This window comes from Hyphomonas sp. FCG-A18 (assembly GCF_045287255.1).
Lineage (GTDB): Bacteria > Pseudomonadota > Alphaproteobacteria > Caulobacterales > Hyphomonadaceae > Henriciella.
Genome location: NZ_CP137142.1, coordinates 1,832,100 through 1,856,492 on the forward strand (window position 1 = coordinate 1,832,100; position 24,393 = coordinate 1,856,492).

The 24,393-nt window shown below is 54.6% G+C and carries 37 protein-coding genes, 1 tRNA gene and 1 pseudogene; 3 read left to right on the plus strand and 36 right to left on the minus strand.

The window, feature by feature from the left end:
- Window positions 1-51 precede the first annotated feature (51 nt).
- Complete coding sequence (locus RYZ27_RS09055; RefSeq protein WP_406679172.1) at window positions 52-882, plus strand: SIMPL domain-containing protein; 831 nt, start codon at window positions 52-54, stop codon at window positions 880-882.
- Between the two features lie 66 nt (window positions 883-948).
- Here RYZ27_RS09055 and RYZ27_RS09060 read toward each other — a convergent pair whose 3' ends face one another.
- Together RYZ27_RS09060 and RYZ27_RS09065 are read right to left on the minus strand one after the other, a co-directional pair.
- Entirely contained in the window at window positions 949-1,770 is an 822-nt protein-coding gene (locus RYZ27_RS09060) for a hypothetical protein (protein WP_406679173.1), read from the minus strand.
- Between the two features lie 93 nt (window positions 1,771-1,863).
- Window positions 1,864-2,439 carry a peroxiredoxin family protein gene (locus RYZ27_RS09065; protein ID WP_406679174.1) on the minus strand — a complete coding sequence of 192 codons (576 nt, stop codon included), beginning with the start codon at window positions 2,437-2,439 and terminating at the stop codon, window positions 1,864-1,866.
- 95 nt (window positions 2,440-2,534) lie between these two features.
- Between RYZ27_RS09065 and RYZ27_RS09070 the strand changes: the two genes are divergently transcribed.
- Together RYZ27_RS09070 and RYZ27_RS09075 are read left to right on the plus strand one after the other, a co-directional pair.
- Window positions 2,535-3,092 carry a MarR family winged helix-turn-helix transcriptional regulator gene (locus RYZ27_RS09070; RefSeq protein WP_406679175.1) on the plus strand — a complete coding sequence of 186 codons (558 nt, stop codon included), beginning with the start codon at window positions 2,535-2,537 and terminating at the stop codon, window positions 3,090-3,092.
- A complete protein-coding gene (locus RYZ27_RS09075; RefSeq protein ID WP_406679176.1) occupies window positions 3,092-3,787 on the plus strand; it encodes an MOSC domain-containing protein in 696 nt (231 codons plus the stop codon). The genes RYZ27_RS09070 and RYZ27_RS09075 overlap by 1 nt, the downstream gene beginning before the upstream one ends.
- Before the next feature lie 99 nt (window positions 3,788-3,886).
- On the opposite strand, the gene rplQ is transcribed toward RYZ27_RS09075, so the two are convergent.
- From rplQ to RYZ27_RS09245, 34 genes and pseudogenes are all read right to left on the minus strand, one after another.
- Window positions 3,887-4,309, minus strand: coding sequence for a 50S ribosomal protein L17 (rplQ, locus tag RYZ27_RS09080; RefSeq protein ID WP_406679177.1), 423 nt, complete (start codon window positions 4,307-4,309; stop codon window positions 3,887-3,889).
- A gap of 36 nt (window positions 4,310-4,345) precedes the next feature.
- A complete protein-coding gene (locus RYZ27_RS09085) occupies window positions 4,346-5,383 on the minus strand; it encodes a DNA-directed RNA polymerase subunit alpha (RefSeq protein ID WP_406679178.1) in 1,038 nt (345 codons plus the stop codon).
- 33 nt (window positions 5,384-5,416) lie between these two features.
- Complete coding sequence (gene rpsK, locus RYZ27_RS09090) at window positions 5,417-5,806, minus strand: 30S ribosomal protein S11 (RefSeq protein WP_406679179.1); 390 nt, start codon at window positions 5,804-5,806, stop codon at window positions 5,417-5,419.
- A 12-nt stretch (window positions 5,807-5,818) separates the two neighbouring features.
- Window positions 5,819-6,187: a 30S ribosomal protein S13 gene (rpsM, locus tag RYZ27_RS09095; RefSeq protein WP_406679180.1), complete on the minus strand. Its 369-nt coding sequence runs from the start codon at window positions 6,185-6,187 to the stop codon at window positions 5,819-5,821.
- Window positions 6,188-6,349: 162 nt separating this feature from the next.
- Window positions 6,350-6,919: an adenylate kinase gene (locus RYZ27_RS09100; RefSeq protein ID WP_406679181.1), complete on the minus strand. Its 570-nt coding sequence runs from the start codon at window positions 6,917-6,919 to the stop codon at window positions 6,350-6,352.
- Window positions 6,916-8,277: a preprotein translocase subunit SecY gene (secY, locus tag RYZ27_RS09105; RefSeq protein ID WP_406679182.1), complete on the minus strand. Its 1,362-nt coding sequence runs from the start codon at window positions 8,275-8,277 to the stop codon at window positions 6,916-6,918. The genes RYZ27_RS09100 and secY overlap by 4 nt, the downstream gene beginning before the upstream one ends.
- Window positions 8,278-8,371: 94 nt before the next feature.
- A complete protein-coding gene (rplO, locus tag RYZ27_RS09110; protein WP_406679183.1) occupies window positions 8,372-8,854 on the minus strand; it encodes a 50S ribosomal protein L15 in 483 nt (160 codons plus the stop codon).
- 4 nt (window positions 8,855-8,858) lie between these two features.
- Window positions 8,859-9,050, minus strand: coding sequence for a 50S ribosomal protein L30 (gene rpmD / locus RYZ27_RS09115; protein WP_406679184.1), 192 nt, complete (start codon window positions 9,048-9,050; stop codon window positions 8,859-8,861).
- Between the two features lie 17 nt (window positions 9,051-9,067).
- Window positions 9,068-9,676, minus strand: coding sequence for a 30S ribosomal protein S5 (rpsE, locus tag RYZ27_RS09120; protein ID WP_406679185.1), 609 nt, complete (start codon window positions 9,674-9,676; stop codon window positions 9,068-9,070).
- 9 nt (window positions 9,677-9,685) lie between these two features.
- Window positions 9,686-10,048 (minus strand): 50S ribosomal protein L18, encoded by a 363-nt coding sequence (gene rplR / locus RYZ27_RS09125; RefSeq protein WP_406679186.1) that lies wholly within the window; start codon window positions 10,046-10,048, stop codon window positions 9,686-9,688.
- 2 nt (window positions 10,049-10,050) lie between these two features.
- Window positions 10,051-10,662 carry a 50S ribosomal protein L6 gene (gene rplF / locus RYZ27_RS09130; RefSeq protein ID WP_406679187.1) on the minus strand — a complete coding sequence of 204 codons (612 nt, stop codon included), beginning with the start codon at window positions 10,660-10,662 and terminating at the stop codon, window positions 10,051-10,053.
- Window positions 10,663-10,678: 16 nt separating this feature from the next.
- Window positions 10,679-11,074 (minus strand): 30S ribosomal protein S8, encoded by a 396-nt coding sequence (gene rpsH / locus RYZ27_RS09135; RefSeq protein ID WP_406679188.1) that lies wholly within the window; start codon window positions 11,072-11,074, stop codon window positions 10,679-10,681.
- A gap of 12 nt (window positions 11,075-11,086) precedes the next feature.
- Window positions 11,087-11,392, minus strand: a complete 306-nt coding sequence (gene rpsN / locus RYZ27_RS09140; RefSeq protein WP_406679189.1) for a 30S ribosomal protein S14 — start codon at window positions 11,390-11,392, stop codon at window positions 11,087-11,089.
- 20 nt (window positions 11,393-11,412) lie between these two features.
- Window positions 11,413-11,967, minus strand: coding sequence for a 50S ribosomal protein L5 (rplE, locus tag RYZ27_RS09145; protein WP_406679190.1), 555 nt, complete (start codon window positions 11,965-11,967; stop codon window positions 11,413-11,415).
- Entirely contained in the window at window positions 11,960-12,280 is a 321-nt protein-coding gene (gene rplX, locus RYZ27_RS09150) for a 50S ribosomal protein L24 (protein ID WP_406679191.1), read from the minus strand. The genes rplE and rplX overlap by 8 nt, the downstream gene beginning before the upstream one ends.
- Window positions 12,281-12,282: 2 nt before the next feature.
- Window positions 12,283-12,651 (minus strand): 50S ribosomal protein L14, encoded by a 369-nt coding sequence (gene rplN / locus RYZ27_RS09155; RefSeq protein ID WP_406679192.1) that lies wholly within the window; start codon window positions 12,649-12,651, stop codon window positions 12,283-12,285.
- Window positions 12,648-12,893: a 30S ribosomal protein S17 gene (gene rpsQ, locus RYZ27_RS09160; protein ID WP_406679194.1), complete on the minus strand. Its 246-nt coding sequence runs from the start codon at window positions 12,891-12,893 to the stop codon at window positions 12,648-12,650. Before rpsQ ends, rplN begins: the two co-directional genes overlap by 4 nt.
- Window positions 12,894-12,902: 9 nt before the next feature.
- A complete protein-coding gene (gene rpmC, locus RYZ27_RS09165; RefSeq protein WP_406679195.1) occupies window positions 12,903-13,109 on the minus strand; it encodes a 50S ribosomal protein L29 in 207 nt (68 codons plus the stop codon).
- A gap of 3 nt (window positions 13,110-13,112) precedes the next feature.
- Entirely contained in the window at window positions 13,113-13,529 is a 417-nt protein-coding gene (gene rplP / locus RYZ27_RS09170; protein ID WP_406679196.1) for a 50S ribosomal protein L16, read from the minus strand.
- A gap of 3 nt (window positions 13,530-13,532) precedes the next feature.
- Window positions 13,533-14,264, minus strand: a complete 732-nt coding sequence (gene rpsC, locus RYZ27_RS09175) for a 30S ribosomal protein S3 (RefSeq protein ID WP_406679197.1) — start codon at window positions 14,262-14,264, stop codon at window positions 13,533-13,535.
- Window positions 14,264-14,653, minus strand: a complete 390-nt coding sequence (gene rplV / locus RYZ27_RS09180) for a 50S ribosomal protein L22 (RefSeq protein WP_406679198.1) — start codon at window positions 14,651-14,653, stop codon at window positions 14,264-14,266. The genes rpsC and rplV overlap by 1 nt, the downstream gene beginning before the upstream one ends.
- A 3-nt stretch (window positions 14,654-14,656) precedes the next feature.
- On the minus strand, window positions 14,657-14,935 hold the full coding sequence (gene rpsS, locus RYZ27_RS09185) for a 30S ribosomal protein S19 (protein WP_406679199.1): 279 nt from the start codon (window positions 14,933-14,935) through the stop codon (window positions 14,657-14,659).
- Window positions 14,936-14,950: 15 nt separating this feature from the next.
- Window positions 14,951-15,781 (minus strand): 50S ribosomal protein L2, encoded by an 831-nt coding sequence (gene rplB / locus RYZ27_RS09190; RefSeq protein ID WP_406679200.1) that lies wholly within the window; start codon window positions 15,779-15,781, stop codon window positions 14,951-14,953.
- A 12-nt stretch (window positions 15,782-15,793) separates the two neighbouring features.
- Window positions 15,794-16,093 carry a 50S ribosomal protein L23 gene (locus tag RYZ27_RS09195; RefSeq protein WP_406679201.1) on the minus strand — a complete coding sequence of 100 codons (300 nt, stop codon included), beginning with the start codon at window positions 16,091-16,093 and terminating at the stop codon, window positions 15,794-15,796.
- A gap of 3 nt (window positions 16,094-16,096) precedes the next feature.
- Window positions 16,097-16,738 carry a 50S ribosomal protein L4 gene (gene rplD, locus RYZ27_RS09200; RefSeq protein ID WP_406679202.1) on the minus strand — a complete coding sequence of 214 codons (642 nt, stop codon included), beginning with the start codon at window positions 16,736-16,738 and terminating at the stop codon, window positions 16,097-16,099.
- 290 nt (window positions 16,739-17,028) lie between these two features.
- A pseudogene (gene rplC / locus RYZ27_RS09205) lies at window positions 17,029-17,775 on the minus strand (50S ribosomal protein L3); the annotation flags it as partial.
- Window positions 17,775-18,095, minus strand: coding sequence for a 30S ribosomal protein S10 (gene rpsJ / locus RYZ27_RS09210; protein ID WP_406679203.1), 321 nt, complete (start codon window positions 18,093-18,095; stop codon window positions 17,775-17,777). The gene rpsJ and the pseudogene rplC, both read right to left, overlap by 1 nt.
- A gap of 235 nt (window positions 18,096-18,330) precedes the next feature.
- Window positions 18,331-18,406 (minus strand) — tRNA-Trp (locus tag RYZ27_RS09215).
- Window positions 18,407-18,491: 85 nt separating this feature from the next.
- The gene (locus tag RYZ27_RS09220; RefSeq protein WP_406679204.1) at window positions 18,492-18,932 is read right to left on the minus strand and encodes a hypothetical protein; all 441 of its coding nucleotides are present in this window, start codon (window positions 18,930-18,932) and stop codon (window positions 18,492-18,494) included.
- Between the two features lie 119 nt (window positions 18,933-19,051).
- Window positions 19,052-20,242, minus strand: coding sequence for an elongation factor Tu (tuf, locus tag RYZ27_RS09225; RefSeq protein WP_406679205.1), 1,191 nt, complete (start codon window positions 20,240-20,242; stop codon window positions 19,052-19,054).
- A 76-nt stretch (window positions 20,243-20,318) separates the two neighbouring features.
- A complete protein-coding gene (gene fusA, locus RYZ27_RS09230; RefSeq protein ID WP_406679206.1) occupies window positions 20,319-22,439 on the minus strand; it encodes an elongation factor G in 2,121 nt (706 codons plus the stop codon).
- A gap of 41 nt (window positions 22,440-22,480) precedes the next feature.
- Window positions 22,481-22,951: a 30S ribosomal protein S7 gene (gene rpsG / locus RYZ27_RS09235; RefSeq protein WP_406679207.1), complete on the minus strand. Its 471-nt coding sequence runs from the start codon at window positions 22,949-22,951 to the stop codon at window positions 22,481-22,483.
- Window positions 22,952-22,965: 14 nt separating this feature from the next.
- Window positions 22,966-23,337, minus strand: coding sequence for a 30S ribosomal protein S12 (rpsL, locus tag RYZ27_RS09240; protein ID WP_070958849.1), 372 nt, complete (start codon window positions 23,335-23,337; stop codon window positions 22,966-22,968).
- Between the two features lie 248 nt (window positions 23,338-23,585).
- Entirely contained in the window at window positions 23,586-24,287 is a 702-nt protein-coding gene (locus RYZ27_RS09245) for an SAM-dependent methyltransferase (RefSeq protein WP_406679208.1), read from the minus strand.
- Window positions 24,288-24,393: the final 106 nt, after the last annotated feature.

Genomic DNA, 24,393 nt, shown 5'->3' on the forward strand with positions numbered 1-24,393 from the left:
GGCGCAATTCAATAGGAACATCAAGTCTATCTCTGTTGAAAGGAGAACGCCATGACCTTGTCTCTTCGCGCCCTGTTGGGCTCTGTTGCAGTCCTGTCGCTGGCTGCCTGTGGTGGGGCGCAGAGCCCTGAGGCAACGCAGGCCACAGGGGAGCCGGATGCGCCCCTGCCCGCACCCGCTGTGACGCCGACCGTGACACCGAATGCCGCACCGCTGGCCAGTACGCACCCGAACTCGATCCAGCCGGAAACCACGCTGAATATCTCCGCTGAGGGCCAGGTGATGCGCGCGCCGGATATTGCCTTCCTGTCGGCCGGTGTGACCAGCGAGGCTGAAACGGCGAAACAGGCCATGGCGGATAATCGCAGCGCCATGAATGGCGTGTTCGATGCCCTCGCAAGTGCTGGCGTTGACCGCCGGGATATGCAGACCTCGAACTTCTCGCTGAACCCGCGTTATGATTATTCCAACCGCGATGGCCAGCCCCCGCGCCTGATTGGCTACACGGCCTCCAACCAGCTATCGGTGAAGGTGCGCGATCTTGATGATCTCGGTGAAACGATGGATGCATTGGTTGAGGCTGGCGGGAACACGTTTAACGGCCTGCGCTTTGCCCTCGACGATGACCGCGCCGCCAAGGATGAGGCCCGTCGCATCGCAATGAATGCCGCAATTGCCCGGGCTGAGCTGTACGCTGCGGCCTCTGGCTATGAAGTCGCGCGGATTGTCACCCTGTCAGAAAGTGGCGGCTATCAACCCCAGCCAATGATGATGGCCCGCGCCGAAATGGCGATGGACAAGTCCACCCCGATCGCCAGCGGCGAAGTTGGCTACTCTATGACCGTCAACGTCACGTTCGAGCTGCGTAAGCCTGCTGAATAAGCAGCAAACCTGCCCCAAACCCAGAAAGCCCGCACCCTTACCCGTGCGGGCTTTTTCATGGCCAACTCAGTCAAAAGCCTCGGCAACCTCTACCGAGGAAGGTCCCTCATGGGACCGCAGCAAGACAACATAAACCGATGCGACAATAACCATTTCAACATAGTGTTTGAGAAATGCCCAAATCGAGTTGATGACCTTATAGCCAATCAGAACAGTTTCCCGATCGAAACCACTGCTCATAACCATTTGCAGCACAGCCGTTCGGACAGCACTCTGTAAGGCTGAGAGTAACAGACTAGCAACAACAAAGCAGAGGATGAACCAGCGCGCGCCACGCGTAAGTTCGAAGCTCTTACGTATAGCACCAAGAGGCCATAACCGTTTATCCGCTGCGGCAAAGGCAGCCACAAAGCATACGACGCTCAGATAAATATACGGGATCACGAATAGGATAAAAGCAAACCCAAACAGGACGAAAGCGCACAGCAGGTAAAGCCAAACCGGAAGTATTCCGGGAAGCACTTTTTCGATGAGAGACTTGGGTGTCAAAAACTCATCTTTTTTCCAGGCCACAGCAGTGACCGATACCACAGCCACCGCTGTAGAAATAAATACGCCATAAAGAAGAAGATTAAAGATCTGACTGAGCCCAGACCTCTGCAGCCAGTAGATAATCAGGGAGACTGTATCGTACCCTGCAAAGTCAGGCGCTGGAAGTAGCGCGTTTTGGAACCAGACATGAAGATTTGGCAACAGATCCAGGTAAGTAAGCCAACTATAGACTTGGCCTGGCAGGACGCTAATCAAGCTTGCCAGCAGCAACACACCCCATCGCGCACGTACGAATGCAAGGGCCGTCGTCACAAATCCGGAAATAGAAACACCCATTACGCAAGACCATGACCTAATCCCTGATAGCGCGCAATCCTACGTTCAAACGCCCTAATCTACGGGCACGGAATTCTTTGAGAGGTGCAGAGCTTAGCTTTGTGGTGCCACACATCCTTCATCTGTACAGCTGGTTGTGGCGGCGGTCTCGTATCGTGAGGCTGGAGAGAGAGGGGGGCCATCCTCCCTAAGCAGTGACATGATTTCAGCGCCCAGAACCATGTCATCGTCACGGCCGAACTTGTGCTTGCGAATATAGCCATTGCGGTCGATCAAAATCGTTGTGGGCGTCCCTCGCATACCATATGCGGACATGGTCAGCGGTAGCCCGGATGCCCCTGACGACTTGTCGATACCAATCGGGAAGCTCAGACGGTATTCATGCACAAACGCTTCCAAAGCCGCCTGTGTACCCTGAGCTTCATGATGCTCAAAGACCGAGTGCAAACCAATCACGGCCACATCATTCTGATGAAAGAGCTGATGGACTTTCTGCGCCTGTGGCAGGCTGTGGGCCACACATGACGGGCAGAGCATCTGGAAAGCTTCCAGGACGATGACCTTGCCTCTCAGAGTCTCCAGGCTGTGGGGTTGGTTGGCATTGATCCACTGGCTGATCGACCAAGCTGGCGCCTTTCGCGGGCTGGCTAAAGAGTCTGACTGTTTCATATTCTCGCTCATAAGTTTTTACTCGAAACTATACTAGCGTTAACGCATATGATGCGGCCTTGCAATATATGTTTTTAGTCGATACCAAATGAGGCATGACAACACTATCAGTGACTCATGTGATCGAGCGCCTCATACGCCTTCTAACCAATGAGGCCTATTCCGAAGGCCTGAATCCAACGCAGTGGGAGGTCCTGCGCTACCTTGCCAAGGCGAACCGATTTTCCCGCACCCCCGGTGCTTTACGCGCCTATTTGGGCATCACGAAGGGAACTATCTCCCAAACGGTAACGGCACTTGTCCGGAAGGGATTTGTCAGCAAGACGCATGACCAGCGCGATAAGAGAATCATTCAACTCGCCCTGACCGAAGCCGGACACACTGTCCTGCAAAACGACCCATTGCATAAGCTGGAACAGGCAATCCACGGGATGACCGACACCCACCGGGCGCAGTTATCAGAAACAACACAGCAAGTTCTGGTGACAATGCTAGAGGCAAGAGGTGGACATCCTTTTGGAGCCTGCAAAACGTGTAAATACTTCACGGAGGTTCACGCTAACGGGGCGCCTCACTTCTGCGGGCTGTTGAATACGCCGCTCACCACGCAGGATAGCCAGCACATTTGTGTTGAGCAGATTGGAGCCCTTTGATGAGTTTACCCACTAGCCGCATCTCAGGCCTGTTTGTCGGTAAGGTTGAAACCCTATGGGAGGGCAAACCACCATCCGCCATTAATAAGCAACCGGCCACAGGCCCCTTGCATGCTGAAGCCCACGGGTTCGTCGAGGACAGACAAGCTGACCTCAAAGTTCATGGCGGCGCGGAGAAAGCCATCCATCACTATGCCGGTGACCATATGGCGTTCTGGCAGGCAGAATATCCGGATCATGCACGCAGTTTCAAACCTGGCTGCTTTGGCGAGAATATATCAACAATCGGCCTGACCGAGGAGAATCTCTGCCTTGGGGATATCTTGCTGATCGGCAGCCTGCGCGCACAGGTCTGCCAGGGGCGCCAACCTTGCTGGAAACTGAATGCGCATACCGGGATCGACTCGATGGCGCACAAGTTTCAAGTCACAGGCAAAACCGGATGGTACTATCGTGTTCTGGAAGAAGGGTCTGCGGCCGTCGGGGACGAAATACGTGTGACGGAACGGCTCTACCCGGATCTCCCGATTTCAGTCGTGACAATGGCCCGCTTCAATCCACGCCTCGATCCAGCGACTGCGGAAAGCCTTAGCAAGCTGGAAGCCCTCTCGAAAAACTGGCGGAGCGCTTTCGCGAAGAAGGCTGACAAGCACTATCGCGAGAACACAGATCAGCGCCTGAAAGGCGGACACTGACCTGCATTTGAATCCGGGTACCTGAATACCCTTCAGCCCAAAGAAAAACCCGCAGCCTGTTGGCTACGGGTTTTGATAATCTGGAGGTGAACCGAAGCCCTACTCTTCCATCATTTCCATTTCAGCTTCGTGGCGCGCACGGTCAGCAGCGCCGCGAGCATCTTCATCACGATCAACCAGTTCGATGACGGCGCGAGGTGCGTTGTCGCCAAAGCGGTAACCGGCCTTCAGAACACGGGTATAACCACCATTGCGGTCTTTATAACGCTCACCGAAGACTTCGAAGAGCTTCTTCACGGCTTCCTTGTTACGCACCTTGGAGATCGCCTGACGACGGGCGTGCAGGTCACCCTTTTTGGCCAGCGTGATCAGCTTGTCCATAAAAGGCTTCATTTCTTTCGCCTTTGGCAGGGTCGTCACGATCTGCTCGTGCTCGATCAGGGACGCCGCCATGTTGGCGAACATCGCTTTGCGGTGCGAAGCGGTGCGGTTCAATTTGCGATGTGCAATGCCGTGGCGCATGTCAGTCTCCGTTGTGGGCCTTCGCAGGCCTACTCCTTAAAGGTGGTCGTCGTATTTCTTGGCGAGGGCTTCAATGTCCTCTGGTGGCCAGTCCGGCACATCCATGCCGAGGTGCAGGCCCATACCAGCGAGGACTTCCTTGATCTCATTCAGAGACTTGCGGCCGAAGTTCGGTGTCCGCAGCATCTCTGCTTCAGATTTCTGGATCAGATCGCCAATGTAAACAATGTTGTCATTCTTCAGGCAGTTGGCAGAGCGAACAGAGAGTTCAAGCTCGTCAACTTTCTTGAGAAGGACTGGGTTGAAGCCGAGATCACTCTCTTCAGTCTGTGTCCCGCTATCGCTCTCTGGCTCATCAAAGGTGATGAAGAGCTGAAGCTGATCCTGCATGATACGCGCAGCATAAGCCACAGCATCCTCAGGTGTGATAGACCCATCGGTTTCGATGGTCAGGGTCAGCTTGTCATAGTCGAGAACGGTGCCCTCACGGGTGTCTTCAACCTGATACCCAACGCGGCGAACCGGTGAATAGATCGCATCGATCGGAATATAGCCGATAGGCGCATCCTCAGGACGGTTCTCGCTTGCTGGGACATAGCCTTTGCCCGTCGCAATAGTGAATTCCATGTGCAGGTCAGCACCATCATCCAGCGTACAAATCACGTGATCTGGATTAAGGATTTTAACGTCGCCCGGAGTTTCGATCTGACCGGCTTTTACCTCACCTGCGCCACTGGCTTTCAGGATCATGCGCTTCTGGCCTTCGCCCTGCATGTCCACAGCCACCTGCTTCAGGTTCAGGATAATCGTCGTGACGTCTTCACGAACACCTGGAATTGAAGAAAACTCGTGCACAACGCCGTCAATCTGAACGCCAATAATCGCAGCGCCCTGAAGCGAAGACAGGAGAATACGGCGCAGAGCATTACCAAGGGTCGTTCCGAAGCCACGCTCAAGCGGCTCAACAGTCAGATTGGCAACACGGTTACCATCACGTCCTGGCACCACAACCGGGCGGTTCGGACGAATGAGGGCTTTCCAGTTACGGTCGTTTACAACAGCAGTATCGGCCATGGGGCCTCCTCGAGTGCTTGAACGGTCAGGCGATTAGACGCGGCGGCGCTTGGGTGGGCGGCAACCATTGTGCGGCACCGGTGTGGTGTCACGAATGGCGGTAACTGCCAGACCTGCGGCCTGCAGTGCGCGCACAGCGCTTTCACGGCCCGAACCTGGACCTTTAACATTGATCTCAACAGTCTGAAGACCGTGCTCCATCGCTTTCTTGGCCGCATCCTCAGCTGCAACCTGCGCTGCGTATGGGGTCGACTTACGAGAGCCTTTGAAGCCCATGGCACCAGAAGATGACCAGGAAATGGTATTTCCCTGCGCATCCGCGATGGTGATCATGGTGTTGTTGAATGTTGAGTTCACGAAGACGACACCGGAAGAAATGTTCTTGCGGGCGCGACGTGCAACGCGTGTGGTCTGACGAGCCATGTTCTACCAGTCCTATTTCTTCTTGCCGGCGATCGGCTTGGCCGGGCCCTTACGGGTCCGCGCATTAGTATGTGTGCGCTGTCCACGGACAGGCAGACGCTTACGGTGACGCAGACCACGATAGCAACCAAGGTCCATCAGACGCTTGATGTTCAGGGACACTTCACGGCGAAGGTCACCCTCTACCATGTAGTCCTTGTCGATAGTCTCACGAATCTGAATCACTTCCGCATCGGAAAGTTCTGCAACGCGACGCTCTGGTGCGATGCCAATTTTTTCACAGATCTCATCGGCTTTGGCTGCACCAATGCCGTGGATATAGCGAAGCGCGATTGGAACGCGCTTATTCGTCGGTATATTGACGCCTGCAATACGGGCCAAAGCCTGTCTCCTAAATATCAAAAAAGAGAGCCGCAGTTCGCACAGCAAAATGAGCGCCGCACGCTTGCAGACTCGACCTCTTAACGAAGTGCGTCGTTATAGACGCGAAAGCGAGTACGTCAACCGCTGATTCAGCGACAATGGCAGACGCACCCAAACACTTTAAACGAGTTCCTTCAATGCCCCATCAATGCTGGCGCTCACCTCATCAATCGATGCCATGCCATCCACTTCACGAAGTAGACCGCGTTCGGCATAGATTGGAATCAGAGGCGCTGTATCCTCGTTATACTTTTCAAGACGCGTGGAGAAGATCTCCGGATTGTCATCCTTGCGGCCCTGTTCTTCAAAACGCTTACTGATCCGCGCCAGAAGCTGGTCCTCATCGACAACCAGACGCAGGACACAATGCACAGCGGTGCCACGAGCTTCCAACAGGTCATCAAGTGCCTTGGCCTGACCAACCGTGCGTGGAAAGCCGTCAAAGATAAATCCTGGTGCGCCTTTATGATTGGTCAGCTGCTCATCAATCAGGCCGATGACGATATCGTCTGAAACCAGACCACCTTCATCGAGGATTTTCGAAACACGCTGCCCCAGCTCAGACCCGGATGCCCGCGCCGCGCGCAGCATGTCTCCGGTGGAGAGCTGAATAAAGCCATGATCTTGGACAAGGCGCTTGGCCTGCGTCCCTTTACCGGCCGCAGGCGGCCCAAACAGGATCAGATTCATCTTTTACGTTTTCCTCCCAGCCGGGACTTCTTGATGAGGCCCTCATATTGGTGCGCAATCAGGTGAGACTGAATTTGCGTTACCGTATCCATCGTCACCGACACCACGATCAGCAGGCTGGTTCCGCCAATATAGAACGGAATGCCTGGTACATAGCGGCGCAGCACCTCTGGCATGAGACACACGAACACCAGATAGATCGCACCGATCGTCGTCAGTCGAGTTAGCACATAGTCGAAGTAAGCGGCTGTATTCTTCCCCGGACGAATGCCAGGGACAAAGCCACCATACTTGCGCAGATTATCTGCTGTCTCTTCCGGGTTGAACATGATGGACGTGTAGAAGAACGTGAAGAATGCGACGAGCACACCATAGGTGATGATATAGGTCCATGTCCCCGGCGCGAAGTTCGTCGCGACCCAGCCCATAACCCCTTCACTGGCAACGGCATTCGGATCAACCGTGCTGCCGCCCATAAAGCCAACAGCCGTCATTGGCAGCATCAGAATCGCAATCGCGAAGATTGGCGGGATAACACCCGAAGTATTGAGCTTGAGCGGCATAAAGGAAGACTGCCCCTGGGCCGGCGCATTCGCGGCCTGCTGACGCTTTGGATACTGGATCAATACCCGGCGCTGCGAACGCTCAATAAACACAATGAACAGGGTCAGGGCGATGATGAGAGCTGCAATACCGATCACAAAGACAACATTGACCCCCTGCTCCCGCGAACCGCTGAACAGGTTGAAGATCGCCTTTGGCATCTCAGCAATGATGCCTGCGAAGATGATCAGGGAGATACCATTCCCCACACCGCGCGCAGTGATCTGCTCACCCATCCACATCAGGAACATGGTTCCACCTGTAAAGGTGACAACAGCCGTCAGGATGAAGAACCAGCGTGCAATCTCGTCATAAGCAAAGCCAGACAGCCCAACCGCGATCCCGAAAGACTGAACAACTGCAAAGCCCAGTGTCAGGTAACGTGTATACTGGTTGATCTGCTTACGACCCGCCTCGCCTTCTTTCTTCAGCTTTTCCAGCGAAGGGACCGAAGATGTCATCATCTGAATGATGATTGATGCGGTAATGTAAGGCATCACGTTGAGCGCAAAGACACTCATCCGCTCAACCGCACCACCGGCAAACATGTTCATGCTGCCGAGCATGCCGCCGCCCTGGGTCGCAAAATATTGCGCAAAGGCAGAAGCATCGAGGCCCGGCAGTGGGATAAACGTCCCGAGCCGGTACAGTACGAGAATGAAGAGTGTGAACAGGATACGATTTTGTAGATCCTTGGCTTTGGCAAAGCTGCCAAAGTTCATGTTTCGCGCGAGTTGTTCTTGAGCTGTGGCCAACGCAGGGCTCCCTTATCCCGAAAACAGTTTCGCCGCCAAGATTGGCGGCGAAAGCAGGTTTGTGAAGAGGCTTAGTGGAAAAAGCAGAGAAAAACTACTCTGCTGTGTCTTCTTTGACAGGACCGGTTACGGTCACTTTTCCGCCAGCCTTCTCGATCGCCTCAATCGCTGCCTTGGAGGCACCTGTGACTGTGATCTTCAGCTTCTTGGGCGCATCGCCCTTCGCCAGGATACGAACACCGTCTTTGATACGACGGACGATACCAGCAGCAACCAGATCCGCTTCGGTGATTTCACCTTTCAGGTCCAGCTTGCCAGCTTCAACAGCCTTGGACAGGATGCCAAGATTGACCCAGGCGTGCTGCTTCTTGTTGCGAGACGTAAAGCCACGCTTTGGCAGACGCATATAGATTGGCATCTGGCCGCCTTCAAAACCATTGATGGCAACACCAGAACGGGACTTTTGACCTTTGACACCACGGCCACCGGTTTTGCCCTTACCAGAACCAACCCCACGACCGACACGATGGCGATTCTTGGTGGAGCCTTCTGCTGGAGAAAGTTCGTTGAGTTTCATGGGTCTATCCCTCGATCACTTCAACAAGGTGAGACACCTTGTTGATCATCCCGCGCACAGCGGGCGTATCTTCCAGAGTGCGCTCGCGACCCATCTTGTTCAGACCAAGACCAACAAGGGTCTGGCGCTGATCTGGGGCGCGGCGGATCGGGCTGCCGATCTGGCGCACGGTGAGTGTCGCTTTTGCCTTAGCCATGGCGATCAGATCCTCTCTTACTCAGTGGTTGCTTCAGTCGGCTCGGAAACCGATTCGGCCATACCGGCCTCAGAAGCGCCATCTGTACGGCGGCCAACAATGTCCTGAACTTTCAGGCCACGCTTGGACGCCACAGACCGTGGGCTGGCTTGCAGCTTCAGCGCGTCAAATGTCGCACGAACCATGTTGTACGGGTTAGACGAACCAATCGACTTACCAACAACATCCTGAATGCCCAGCACTTCCATAACGGCCCGCATTGGACCACCGGCGATCACGCCAGTCCCTGGAGGCGCTGCACGGAGCACGACTTTACCAGCGCCGTGACGACCGCGGCCATCATGGTGCAGGGTGCGGCCTTCACGCAGTGGAACGCGAACCATGTTACGCTTGGCTTCTTCGGTTGCCTTACGGATCGCCTCAGGCACCTCGCGGGCTTTACCCTTACCGAAGCCTGCGCGACCTTTCTGATCACCAACAACGACGAGCGCTGCAAAACCGAAATTCTTACCGCCCTTCACTGTCTTCGCAACGCGGTTAATGCCGACCAGCTTGTCAACAAATTCGCTTTGCTCTTCTTCGCGATCGCGGCGACGTCCGCGGCCTCTGCCTCTTTCTTCAGCCATGGTGACCTCCTAGAACTTCAGTCCGCCCTCACGGGCGGCATCTGCCAGGGCTTTCACCCGGCCATGGAACACAAAACCACCGCGGTCGAAGACAACTTCTTCAACACCGGCTTTCTTGGCGCGCTCAGCAACCGCTTTACCGACCTTTTCAGCCGCCTCGATAGTTGAGGTGGACTTCAGGCCCTTGCGCACATCTGCTTCAAGCGTCGATGCAGAGGCGAGCGTGATGCCCTTCTCGTCGTCGATGACCTGAGCAGAGATATTCTTGCCAGAACGAGCGACAGACAGGCGCAGCTTGCCTTCGGCCGTCTTGCGCAGCTTGTTGCGGTTCCGCATTGCGCGGCGCATATGTTTTTCGCGTGACGTCAACATGGCTACTTCTTCTTGCCTTCCTTACGGCGGACATATTCGCCTTGATAACGCACACCCTTGCCTTTGAACGGCTCTGGGCGGCGATAGTTACGGATTTCGGCGGCAACCTGACCAACAACCTGCTTGTCAGCACCAGCGATTTCGATCTCAGTTGGCTTGGCACATTTGATTTCGATGCCTTCCGGTGCCTGGTAGATCACATCATGCGAGAAGCCGAGGGCGAGTTTGAGGTCTTTACCCTGCATTTGAGCACGGTAACCAACACCCACCAGCTCGAGGTTCTTTTTGAACCCTTCAGCAGCGCCCTGAACCAGGTTCGAGGCGTTCGCACGTGAGGTTCCCCACATTGTGCGCGCAGAAGCATCAAGCGCCTGAGCGAAGGTCATTTTCTTGCGACCTTTCTCATCGTTGAGGCGGATTTTTTCATTCGCCGCTTCGACAAGATCTTCACGAGGATTGATCGTCAGCTCAGCGCCTTCAAGCTTGGCCGTGATAACGTCCGGCAGTTCCATCGTCAGCTGGCCTTTCGGGCCTTTTGCTGACAGGACCTGACCTTCAATCGTTACGGTCGTACCAGACGGAACCGTGATCGGGAGTTTACCAATACGAGACATTTCCCTAGTCGCTCCCTTAGAAGACGCGGCAGAGAATTTCGCCGCCCACGTTTTCCGAGCGCGCGACGTTATCAGACATCACACCCTTGGACGTAGACAGGATCGAAATCCCAAGCCCGTTACGGACGAGCGGAATGTCACTCTTGGAAGAGTAGACGCGCCGTCCAGGTTTAGATACGCGGCGGATCTCGGAGATAACCGGCGTACCATCGAAATATTTCAGCTCGATCTCAATGTTCTTGTGACCGTCTTTCTCAACCTCGGCATAGCCGCGGATGTAGCCTTCGGCCTGCAGAACGTCGAGTACGCGAGCGCGCAGTTTTGACGCCGGCGTGATCACCTTGTCCATACCGCGCATTTGCGCGTTACGGATGCGGGTCAGCATATCGCCGAGGGGATCAGAAAATGACATCGTGTTCCCTCCTTACCAGCTTGATTTCACGAGACCCGGGATCTTGCCGAGTGAGCCAAGCTCACGCAGCGCGATACGGGACATTTTGAGTTTACGGTAATAACCGCGCGGACGACCAGTCACTTCGCAACGGTTGCGCACACGGTTTGGCGCAGAGTTGCGAGGAAGATCTGCCAGCTTGAGACGCGCTTTGTAGCGTTCCTCGAGCGGAAGCTCTTCGTTCATGATGATCTCTTTCAGCGCGGCACGCTTGGCGGCATACTGTTCCACCAGACGCTTACGCTTATTGTTCCGCTCAACAGCACTTTTCTTGGCCATGTTCGTCTTCCCTCTAAGCGCTAGTTCCGGAACGGGAAGCCACACTGCGCGAGCAGGCTCTTGGCTTCTTCGTTCGTCTTGGCGGTGGTACAGACAATGATGTCCATACCGCGAATGTCATCAACATCGTCATAGTTGATCTCTGGGAACACGAGTTGTTCCTTTAGACCCATGGCGAAGTTGCCGCGACCATCAAAGCTTTTGCCATTGAGACCACGGAAATCCTTCACGCGAGGCAGCGCGATATTGGTCAGACGATCGAGGAATTCGAACATCTGATCACGGCGCAGCGTTACTTTACAACCGATCACCATGTCCTCACGCAGCTTGAAGCCCGCGATGGACTTACGTGCTTTGGTTGCGACAGGCTTTTGACCAGCGATCTTTTCCATCTCAGCCAGAGCAGTTTTGATCTTCTTGGAGTCAGACGCAGCTTCGCCAACACCCATGTTGATCACGACCTTGTCGAGCTTCGGAATCTGCATGTCGTTCGTGTAGCCAAACTCTTCCTTGAGCTTGTCACGAATTTGCTCGTCATACTTCTTCTTCAAACGAGGTGTGTAGTCTTTAGACATCGAGAGACTCCCCCGAACGCTTGGCATAGCGCGTCTTGCGACCATGCTCGTCAATCTTGAACCCAACCCGTGTCGGCTTGCCATCACGTGGATCGATCAAAGCAACGTTAGAAGCCGCGATTGGCGCTTCAAACGTGTTGATACCACCCTGTGGGTTTGCCTGAGTTGGCTTGGTGTGACGCTTCACAACATTCACGCCGCGCACAACAACGCGGTTGTCCGCTGGGATCACCTTCAGGACTTCGCCTTCGGCACCCTTGTTACGGCCCGTCAGGACCATAACGCGATCACCTTTTTTAACCTTGGAAGCCATAACTACAGCACCTCCGGCGCGAGCGAGACGATCTTCATGTGGTTCTTGGCGCGCAGTTCACGAGGAACAGGGCCAAAGATCCGTGTGCCGATCGGCTCATTGTTGTTGTTGATCAGAACAGCAGCATTGGTGTCGAAACGGATTGTAGAGCCATCTGGACGATTGATGTCCTTGGCAACCCGCACGACGACCGCCTTGCGAACTTCACCCTTTTTCACGCGGCCTGTTGGAATTGCTTCCTTGATCGAGACCACAATGATGTCACCCACGGAGGCGTAACGACGCCCGGCACCGCCCAGCACTTTAATGCACTGAACACGGCGTGCGCCGGAATTGTCGGCGACCCGCAGGTTTGATTGCATCTGAATCATGCGTCGCCTCCATCAGCTGGAACAACTTCCCAGCGCTTCAGCTTTGACTTGGGCGGACACTCACGGATCATGATTGTCTGACCCTCAACAGCAGCATTGGCTTCGTCATGGGCGTGGTAACGCTTAGAACGACGCACAGTTTTCTTGAGCAGCGGGTGGAGGAAACGGCGCTCCACACGCACGATTGCGGTCTTGTCCTGCTTGGTCGAGACCACGACGCCTTCCATAACTCGTCTAGGCATACTCTTCTCCTACGCCTCGGCGTCCGCGCGGGCCTTCTCGCGAAGGATTGTCTGAACGCGAGCAATATCGCGACGGACAACTCTGATGCGAGCGGTCTTTTCCAGTTGGCCAGTGGCTACCTGGAAGCGGAGGTTAAACTGTTCCTTCTTCAGCTGCAGGAGCTCTTCCTTCAGCTGGTCAGGGCTTTTCGAACGGAAATCAGCGGCTTTTGCCATGGCTTAAATCCCCTCAATCCGGCGCACGATCTTGGTTTTGATCGGCAGTTTAGCGGCACCAAGACGCAGGGCTTCGAGCGCCACGTCATCTGGAACACCATCAATCTCAAACAGGATACGGCCAGGCTGAACACGGGCGACCCAACGATCGACAGAGCCCTTACCTTTACCCATCCGAACTTCAATCGGCTTGGCAGAGACAGGTGTATCCGGGAATACGCGGATCCAGACCTTACCCTGACGCTTCATCTCACGGGTGACCGCACGACGTGTCGCCTCAATCTGACGGGCCGTTACGCGCTCAGGCTCAAGAGCCTTAAGACCGAAAGACCCAAATGCGATTGAGTAACCGCCTTTGGCATTCCCGCTGATGCGGCCTTTGAAGGCCTTGCGGTATTTTGTACGCTTAGGCTGACGCATGACTTATGCTCCTGCCTGTGCGCCCGAAGCCGGGCCACGTTGGTTGCTGCTACGTGCGCGAGACTCACCAGAGTCTTCAGCGCGGCGATCGCGGGCCAGTGGATCATGCTCCATGATCTCACCCTTGTAGATCCAGATCTTGATCCCGATAATCCCGTAAGTGGTCAGCGCTTCGGCTGTACCGTAGTCGATGTCAGCGCGCAGCGTGTGCAGCGGGACAGACCCTTCGGAATACTGCTCGGTCCGGGCAATCTCAGCACCGCCAAGACGACCAGAAACCATGATCTTGATACCCTGTGCACCCAGACGCATTGTGTTCTGGATAGAGCGCTTCATCGCACGGCGGAAAGAACCACGACGCTCAAGCTGACGGGCAATGTCTTCTGCAACCAGTGTTGCATCAAGCTCAGGCTTGCGGATCTCAACAAGGTTCACACGAACCTCGTCTTCCGTCATCTTGGACAGCTCACGGCGCAGGTTCTCAATGTCCGCACCTTTTTTACCGATCACCAGACCTGGACGGGCTGTGTGAACTGTAACCAGGCACTTCTTGTGAGGACGCTCGATGATGATGCGGGAAATCCCGGCCTGACCAAGCTTCTTCTTGATATGCTTCTGGATGGAAAGATCCTCGTGCAGCAAACGACCAAAGTCTTCACTGTCTGCATACCAGCGGCTGTCTGCCGTCCGGTTGATGCCGAGGCGCAAACCAATCGGATTGACTTTCTGACCCATTACGCGGCCTCCGCTTCAACTGATGTGTCACGCAGAACAATGGTGATCTGGGCGAACGGCTTCATGATCCGGGCCGCACGGCCACGGGCACGAGCACGAATACGCTTCATGACAAGGTTTTTACCGACATGGGCCTCAGCGACGACAAGGCTGTCGACATCGAGGTCATGATTATTCTCAGCATTCGCAACAGCGCTTTTCAGCAGCTTGCGAACGTCAGCCGCGGCACGCTTGCGAGAGAATTCCATCTCATCGATTGCGCGCTGCACCGGCAAGCCACGGATTTGCTGAGCCAGAAGGTTCAGCTTTTGCGGGCTGTGCTTGTACATGCGCAGAACAGCGCGTGCCTCATTGCTTGCCTGCTTTGGAGGATTCTTGGCCTGACCCATGGCTTATTTCCTCTTCGCTTTTTTATCAGCGCCGTGACCGTAATAGATACGTGTTGGCGCAAACTCACCGAGCTTGTGGCCAACCATCTCTTCAGTCACGAGAACCGGGATGAACTTGTTGCCATTGTGGACCTGGAAGTTCAGGCCAACAAATTGCGGCAGGATGGTCGAGCGACGCGACCAGGTCTTGATGACCTCCCGGCGCTCAGAAGCGTGGGCCTTTTCGGCCTTCTTCAGGAGGTACCCATCAACAAATGGGCCTTTCCAGACAGAACGGGACATGATCCGGCCTCTCCTCTAGCGTTTCGCGTTACGGCGACGGATGATCAGACGATCCGAAGCCTGCTTCTTGCGGGTTTTAGGTCCGCGGGTTTTCTTACCCCAAGGCGTCACTGGGTGACGGCCACCAGAGGATTTACCCTCACCACCACCGTGCGGGTGATCGAATGGGTTCATAACAACACCACGCACAGACGGGCGCTTGCCCTTGTGACGCATGCGGCCAGCCTTAGACATGACCTGGTTCATGTTGTCTGGGTTAGACACCGCACCGATGGTTGCGATGCACTGATCAGGAACCATGCGAAGCTCACCAGAGGTCAGCTTGATTTGCGCATAACCTGAGTCACGACCAACCAGCTGAGCGTAGCAGCCAGCAGAGCGCACCATTTGCGCACCCTTCAGAGGCTTCATCTCAATATTGTGGATGATTGTACCAACCGGGATATTCTTCAGCGGAAGAACATTACCCGGCTTGATGTCAGCGGTTTTGGAGCTGATCACAGTATCACCAACAGACAGACGCTGTGGCGCGATGATGTAGGATTGCTCCCCATCTTCATACTTGATCAGAGCGATAAAAGCTGTGCGGTTTGGATCATACTCCAGACGCTCAACCGTCGCAGGCACATCCCACTTGTTCCGCTTGAAGTCGATCTTACGGTACAGGCGCTTGGCAGCACCGCCACGGCGGCGCGCAGTGATGCGACCTTTATTGTTACGACCACCAGACTTGGTCAGACCCTCTGTGAGCGCCTTGACCGGGCGGCCTTTGTGCAGCTCAGAGCGATCAACAAGAACCAGCTGACGCTGACCTGGTGACGTTGGATTATAAGTCTTCAAAGCCATCTTGCGTCTCCCTTACAATCCGGTCGTGATGTCGACGGACTGACCGTCCTTGAGCGTCACGATGGCCTTCTTGTAGTCAGAGCGACGACCGAGCATGCCCCGGAAGCGCTTGGTTTTACCTTTAACCAGGATCGTGTTGACCTTGGTTACGTCCACTTTGAACAGGCTCTCAACCGCTTCCTTGATCATCGGCTTGGTGGCCGTCAGAGGAACACGGAAGATGACCTTGTTCTCTTCAGCAACCAGCGTGGATTTCTCCGTGATGATCGGCGAGAGAAGCGTGTCATAGTTATGAGGCTTGATATCAGCCATGGATTAAGCCTCCTCTTTCGCGCCAGTGAAGCGCGCCTCGATGCCGGCCAGCGCATCCTTGGTCACAACCAGGGTCTTGCGGCGCAGGACATCATAAACATTCAGGCCAGCAACCGGCAGAACATCCACGTTTGGAATGTTGCGGGCCGCCTTGGCGAAATTGTCATCAACAGCAACACCGCCAATGATCAGAGCATTCTCAACACCCAGCTTACCCAGCTTGGCAGAGAGGTCCTTGGTTTTCGCCTCTTTCAGCTCAGCCTTGTCGAGAACGATGATCGCATCATCCTTGACCTTGGAAGACAAAGCGTGTGCCAGAGCCAGCTTGCGAACCTTCTTTGGAAGATCATGCGCATGGCTACGAACGCGAGGCCCGTGCGCAACAGCACCACCAACAAAAATGTTAGCATTCTTGGAGCCGTGACGCGCGCCGCCAGAACCTTTCTGACGGATGTATTTCTTGGTCGTGACAGAAACGTCACCACGCTCTTGCGTCTTGTGTGTACCAGCCTGGCGCTTAGCCAGTTGCCAGCGAACGGTACGCTGCAGGATGTCACCGCGAATCTCTTCAACACCAAAAATAGCGTCATCGAGGGTCGCTTTGCCCGCAGCCTTTCCGTCCAGGGTTTTGACGGCGAGTTCCATTATTCACCACCCTCTTTGAGAAGTTTCTTCAACAGGTCCTGATCGACCTTCGCGCGCGGTTGACCGCCCGCAAGAATGTCTTTGGCCTGACCAACCCAGTCCTCGTTCGCGGCATCTTCAGTGACACCAAGCTCTTCGAGAACCGCATTACGCTCAGCTTCGTCAGCATTCACAAACGCAGAGAGTGAGCCATAGCCCTTCTCTTTCAGCGCTTCTTCAGTCTTTGGACCAATGCCATCGACGAGAACAATATTGTCTGCGGCTGTACCTTCGATTTTCACGCCACCATCTGCTGCAGCTGCTGGCGCCTTGAAGGAACCATCAACCGGTGCATCAGCGTGAAGCGCCTTCTTCACCGCGTCGCGAACCTCAACGTAAGACCCCTCAGCACCCGGGATCGCACCCTTAACCAGGATCAGACCACGCTCAGCATCTGTGCGAACGATTTCGAGGTTCTGAACTGTGACGCGCTCGACACCGTAGTGACCAGCCATCTTCTTACCTTTGAAGACCTTACCCGGGTCTTGGCACTGACCAGTAGAACCATGCGAACGGTGAGAGATAGACACACCGTGAGAGGCCCGCAGACCACCAAAGTTCCAGCGCTTCATCGCACCAGCAAAGCCTTTACCGATGGTCACACCAGCAACGTCAACTTTTTGACCCGGAACAAAGTGATCAGCCTGAACCTCAGCACCGAGATCCGGCAGAGCCGTTTCGTCTTTAATGCGGAACTCAACAACCTTACGCTTCGGCGCAACGCCTGCTTTCGCAAACTGCTCGCGCTGAGCCTTCGGTGTGCGCTTGGCTTTCTTTTCGCCCGCGCCCATCACAATGGCTTTATAATTGTCGTTACGAACGGTGTCGCCACCCTTCTTGGTCTTAACGGCGCGGTCTTCATTGGTGCGGTGACCAACAACCTGACAACCGTCGAGCGAGAGAACAGTCACAGGAACGTGACGGCCTTCGTCGCTAAAGATACGCGTCATGCCCAGCTTGCGAGCAAGAACGCCTGTACGCTGTGCCGGAAGAGCCATTAGCGCGCTCCCTCGAGTTTAATCTCAATACCGACACCAGCAGACAGGTCGAGCTTCATCAGCGCGTCGACAGTTTGCGGGGTTGGGTCAACAATATCGAGGATACGCTTGTGCGTACGGATCTCGAATTGCTCGCGAGACTTTTTGTTGACGTGGGGAGAGCGATTAACAGTAAAGCGCTCCATGCGGGTTGGAAGCGGGATTGGACCACGCACTTCCGCGCCAGTGCGCTTGGCTGTCGAAACGATTTCACGCGCCGACAAGTCCAGCGCGCGGTGGTCGAAGGCTTTCAGCCTGATCCGTATATTCTGTTTTTCCATCCTGCGATGTCCGTTCACAATAAAACCACATATCAAGGCAGCACGCGGGACGTGCGCCCAGACACGAGGAAATCCAGTTGTCCGTTTCTTCAGCCAGCGTTCGCCATTCAAGGCGCAGCCTGACTATCGAAGTGGTGGCCAATACGGGAATCATAGCCCCCCGTCAACAGCTGTTTATGCAGAATATGTGACGAAGCGCAGAATGCGCTTCTAGATCAACAAATATCGGGAAAAATGGCACGGGCGCCAGGACTCGAACCCGGGACCCTCGGTTTTGGAGACCGATGCTCTACCAACTGAGCTACACCCGCCAAGTGAAGCGTGTTCATGCCCCAAGGCGATCACACTTGCAATGGCGCGATGCAGGAAATTTGCGCTTCCTGCATCGAGATAATATCAGTCCTCTGCTGTAATCGGTCGACCAACCAGCATGGCATGCGGTTCCTCAAAGCAATCCCCGCGCAAAGCGACCCATGTGCCGGGAAAATCAGGGTCTACGAAGCTCAGCGTCACACGCCCCCAAACATCCGAACTTTCGCCGGTTTGCGGGTCGCTGACTTCAACGGCGCAACCGCTCTCGCCATCCACGGAACCTGGCTCCACCCAATAACCGTGATAGGTTGTGCGCCCCGTATAGACGCCTGCTAACCCCGGAAGGAAGGCTTTACCGCGCCAGCCCTCTTCAGACTCTAATGGATAAGACCAAACCGCCTGCCCATTTGGCAAGTCAGCCTCATAGACGACATCACCAATCTCGGTGCTCCAGACCTCATCGGCAAAAGCCGATCCGCCAATCATAGCCAAGGCCGCCAGAGTGATTCCTGTTTTACGATACATATCTCTCTCCCTCTCTCTCTAAGTCGGTTCAGACTATAGACAGAAAGCGAAAGGAATAAGGCCACAAAAAAAGCCGCCCCATGAGGAGCGGCTTTTCTAGGTTGTATGCGCGTTAGCGTTTAGCCTTTAACGCTTGCCACGACGCCGGCGCCGACGGTACGGCCGCCTTCACGGATCGCAAAGCGCAGGCCCTGGTCCATGGCGATCGGCTGGATCAGCTCAACATCCATCTTCACATTGTCACCCGGCAGGACCATTTCCTTGTCCGCTGGCAGGGTCACAACACCGGTCACGTCTGTGGTCCGGAAGTAGAATTGTGGACGATAGTTGGTGAAGAATGGCGTGTGACGACCACCTTCTTCTTTCGTCAGGATGTAAGCCTCAGCTTCGAATGTTGTGTGTGGGGTAATGGAACCCGGGGCACACAGAACCTGACCGCGCTGAACGCCGTCACGATCGATACCACGGATCAGAACACCAACATTGTCACCGGCCTGGCCCTGGTCGAGCAGCTTGCGGAACATTTCAACACCGGTACAGGTGGTTTTCTGCGTGTCGCGGATACCCACGATCTCAACTTCGTCACCAACCTTGATGATCCCGGTCTCAACCCGGCCGGTCACAACCGTACCACGGCCAGAGATTGAGAACACGTCCTCAACCGGCATCAGGAATGGCTTGTCGAGCGGACGCTCAGGGGTTGGGATATACTCATCAACCGCCGCCATCAGCTCAAGGACTTTTTCCTTACCGATATTGTCGTCACGGCCTTCAACCGCTGCCAGCGCAGAACCGGCAATGATCGGAATATCGTCGCCTGGGAAGTCGTAAGAACTCAGCAGTTCACGGATTTCCATTTCAACCAGCTCAAGCAGCTCTTCATCGTCAACCTGATCAACCTTGTTCATGAAGACAACCAGAGCCGGCACGCCAACCTGACGGGCGAGCAGAATGTGCTCACGGGTCTGTGGCATTGGGCCGTCAGCCGCGTTCACAACCAGGATCGCGCCGTCCATCTGGGCCGCACCAGTGATCATGTTCTTAACATAGTCAGCGTGACCTGGGCAGTCGACGTGAGCGTAGTGACGGTTCTCTGTCTCATACTCAACGTGGGCAGTGTTAATGGTAATGCCGCGGGCTTTCTCTTCCGGCGCACTGTCAATGTCTTCATAAGACTTCGCCGCACCGCCAGTCGCTTCCGCAAGCGTCATCGTAATCGCCGCCGTCAGCGTCGTCTTACCGTGGTCAACGTGGCCGATCGTGCCAATGTTCACGTGCGGCTTTGTACGCTCAAACTTCTCCTTGGCCATTGTACGCTCCTCGTATTTACAGCCTGAATTAAATTATCTGGCCCCACTTCAAAAAGTGGAGCCAGACGATCTCAAATTAACCCGCAAGATCCTGCGTGATTTTCATTGCTTCGGCCTTTGGAACCTCAGCATAGTGGTCGAACTGCATGGTGAATTGCGCACGACCTTGTGACATACCGCGCAGGTTTGACACGTATCCGAACATGTTCACCAGTGGCACGAAAGCGTTGATCGCTGTCGCATTCCCGCGTGGCTCAGACCCTTGAATCTGTCCGCGGCGAGAGTTCAGGTCACCAATGATGTCGCCCATATAGTCTTCAGGTGTCACCACCTCGACCTTCATGACTGGTTCCATCAGCTTTGGATCACCTTCTGATTTCAACTCACGGAAAGCTGCGCGAGCAGCGATTTCGAAAGCCAGGACAGAAGAGTCAACATCGTGGAAAGCGCCATCGATCAGGGTCGCCTTGAAGTCGGTTACAGGATAACCGGCCAGAAGACCATTTTCCTTGGCCATACCAAGACCTTTTTCAACGCCCGGGATGTACTCCTTAGGCACCGCACCACCGACAATCTTGCTTTCGAACTGGAAGCCTTCACCAGCCTCAAGTGGCTCAAACTGAACCTTGATACGGGCAAACTGTCCAGAACCACCAGACTGCTTCTTGTGCGTATAGTCGATTTCAGCCGGACGACCGATCGCTTCACGGTAAGCCACCTGTGGCTGACCAATGTTCGCTTCAACTTTAAACTCACGCTTCAGACGGTCGACCAGAATGTCGAGGTGAAGTTCGCCCATACCTTTCATGATGGTCTGGCCACTCTCGTGATCAGACTCAACCTGGAAGCTTGGATCTTCAGCGGCAAGACGCGCAAGACCGGCAGACATCTTCTCTTGGTCAGCCTTTGTTTTTGGCTCAACCGCAATCTCGATCACCGGATCCGGGAAGTTCATGGTCTCAAGGACAACGGGCTGCTGCTTATCAGCAAGTGTGTCCCCAGTGGTTGTACCCTTAAGACCCGCCAGCGCGATAATATCGCCCGCATAGGCTTCTTCAATCTCTTCACGGTCGTTGGAGTGCATGATCATCATACGACCAACGCGCTCAGGCTTGCCCTTGGTCGAGTTCAGAACAGAACCGCCCTTGGTCAGAACACCGGAATAGATACGAACGAAAGTCAGAGAGCCAACGAATGGGTCATTCCAGATTTTGAACGCAAGACCGGAGAACGGTTCTTCATCAGATGCTGTGCGGGCAATGTCACGAACTTCGTTCTCATCGCCGGGCTTAAAGCCCATGTAAGCTGGCACATCGAGTGGGCTTGGCAGGTAATCAAGAACCGCGTTCAGCATTGGCTGCACGCCCTTGTTCTTAAATGCAGAACCACACAGAACCGGCACGAAAGACATGCTCAGCGTACCCTTACGGATCAGCGCACGAAGCTGCTCAACATCTGGCTCTTCCCCGTCGAGGTAAGCCATCATGGCTTCTTCGTCCTGCTCAACCGCAAGCTCAACCAGTGTCGCGCGCATCTCTGCACACTTGTCTTTCAGTTCGTCACGGATCTCACGGAGCTCCCAGCTCGCGCCGAGGTCTTCACCAGCCCAGACCCACTCCTGCATCGTGACCAAGTCAACATGGCCTTCCAGCTCATTCTCAGCACCAATTGGGCACTGGATTGGCGCAGGCGTTGTACCTGTACGGTCCCGGATCATCTCGACACAGTTGAAGAAGTCCGCGCCGATCTTGTCCATCTTGTTGACGAATACGATACGCGGAACCTTGTAGCGGTCAGCCTGACGCCAAACGGTTTCAGTCTGCGGCTCAACACCAGCATTGGCATCAAGCACACAAACGGCACCATCAAGAACCGCCAGAGAACGCTCAACTTCAATCGTGAAGTCAACGTGCCCGGGTGTATCAATGATATTCAGGCGGTGCTTTTCTGTTTGCGCATTCTCACCATCGTCCGTGCGCTCCCAGAATGTTGTCGTCGCAGCTGAGGTAATAGTGATGCCGCGCTCTTGCTCTTGCTCCATGTGATCCATGGTCGCCGCGCCATCGTGCACCTCACCAATCTTGTGAGACTTACCAGTGTAATAAAGAATGCGCTCAGACGTTGTAGTCTTACCGGCATCAATGTGCGCCATGATACCAAAGTTACGATAGCGCTCCAGCGGATATTCGCGGGCCATGGGGTTCACCTTCGTTCAAGGTTTGGGAGGAGTTGGTTTAATTACCAGCGATAGTGAGAGAAGGCGCGGTTCGCTTCAGCCATCTTGTGCGTGTCTTCACGCTTCTTGACGGCGTTACCGCGGCCTTGGCTTGCGTCCATAAGTTCGCCAGCCAGACGCTCACGCATTGTGTTTTCGTTGCGTCCACCAGCGGCCGCAGCAAGCCAGCGAATGGCCAGCGCTTGACGACGCTCAGGACGAACTTCAACAGGAACCTGGTACGTCGCACCACCAACACGGCGGGAACGCACCTCAACAGCAGGGGAAATCGCTTCGAGCGCTTCATGGAAAACCTCAATCGGGTCTTTCTTGGCGCGAGCTTCCACCAGATCCAGAGCACCATAAACAATGCGCTCGGCAGTGGATTTCTTGCCGTCCTGCATGATCTGATTCATGAACTTGGACAGGACAACATTTTTAAACTTCGGATCAGGCAGAACCTGACGTTTCTCAGCACGGTGACGACGAGACATAGATCAGCCCTCCCTTATTTCGGTTTCTTAACGCCGTAATGCGAACGACGCTGCTTACGATCTTTAACGCCCTGGGTATCCAGAACACCACGAAGGATGTGATAGCGCACACCTGGAAGGTCTTTCACACGACCACCACGGATCAGAACAACTGAGTGCTCCTGCAGGTTATGACCTTCACCCGGGATATAGCACAAAGATTCGAAACCTGTTGTCAGGCGAACTTTTGCCACTTTACGAAGCGCCGAGTTCGGCTTCTTCGGTGTCGTTGTATAGACGCGTGTACATACGCCACGACGTTGCGGGTTGCCTTTAAGGGCGGGAGTTTTGGAACGCTGCGGCTTAGGTTTGCGCGGCTTCCGGATCAGCTGTTGAATCGTCGGCATAGGGGCCTTTGATCTCTCTAGTTTCGTGGCCCCTGTCGGACCAAATAATGACAAGACGTTACACAGGCCGTGAGTTTCCCATACAACATCCGCTCGATTTTGGTGTTTGCCAAACGATGCCACCCAAAAGGATGACGGGCAGACTCTTCGGAAGTCTGCCCAGCCAGCATTTGGCGCGTGTTAAGACTATGAAGCCGCCCCGTCAAGCCTTGTGGGCAGATGCTATCTTGTAACCAGTTTCTAATCGCTCAAGTGGCCCTTTGAAAGAGATAGAAACCAAACCCCATAGTTTCACGCCCCCACTTCTCATAACCTTCATACCATTCACGGTGCGTTTTGAGTTTCTCTTCAACATCACTGCCAGCTGAGGCATCACTCATGCGGTCCTCAGCGCGCCGTAAATGGTCCTGCTCAAATGTATCCCATTCCTGAAGAGTCGCCTGATCAGCTTCAATCACCCTCAGCCCAATAGACGCCGCACATGCAATATTCTCGTCAAAACTGCGGTAAACGCCAACAGGTTCGCCAATCAATTTCAAGTAATCTGGCTCCGGTTCCTTTTTCCAGAAGCACTCCCCGATCAGAATCTTCCCGTTGGGCCGGATTAGTCTATTCAAACATTCAAGCATTTCCGGGTAAGCACGTTCTGCCTCTGCGAAGGCGTGGCTTGAGCCTAAACATATGACGACGTCAAAATTTTCACGGATCGCGTTAGAATTGCGCAAGTCCATGCGCTTGAGATCTAAACGCCCTGCCTCGATCAAATCACCTGCTCTTTGTGCCCCTAGATCTAGAACCGCCTGATCGATGTCGATCCCAAACCCCAGACATCCGGTCGCTCTCGATAGGTTGATCAGAAATTCAGCAGACCCACACCCGGCATCAAGTACCCAGTCACCAGAGTTAAGACTGAGCTTCGAGATCAGTTCAGATGCCCGGTGTTCGGACATAGGGCAATTGTACGGGGTAAATGACACCAGCTTGACCTTTAGAATCAGACGTCAACAAAGCGAAAGGCCGCGCTCAAACAAAGCACGGCCTTTCAAAATTAAGCTC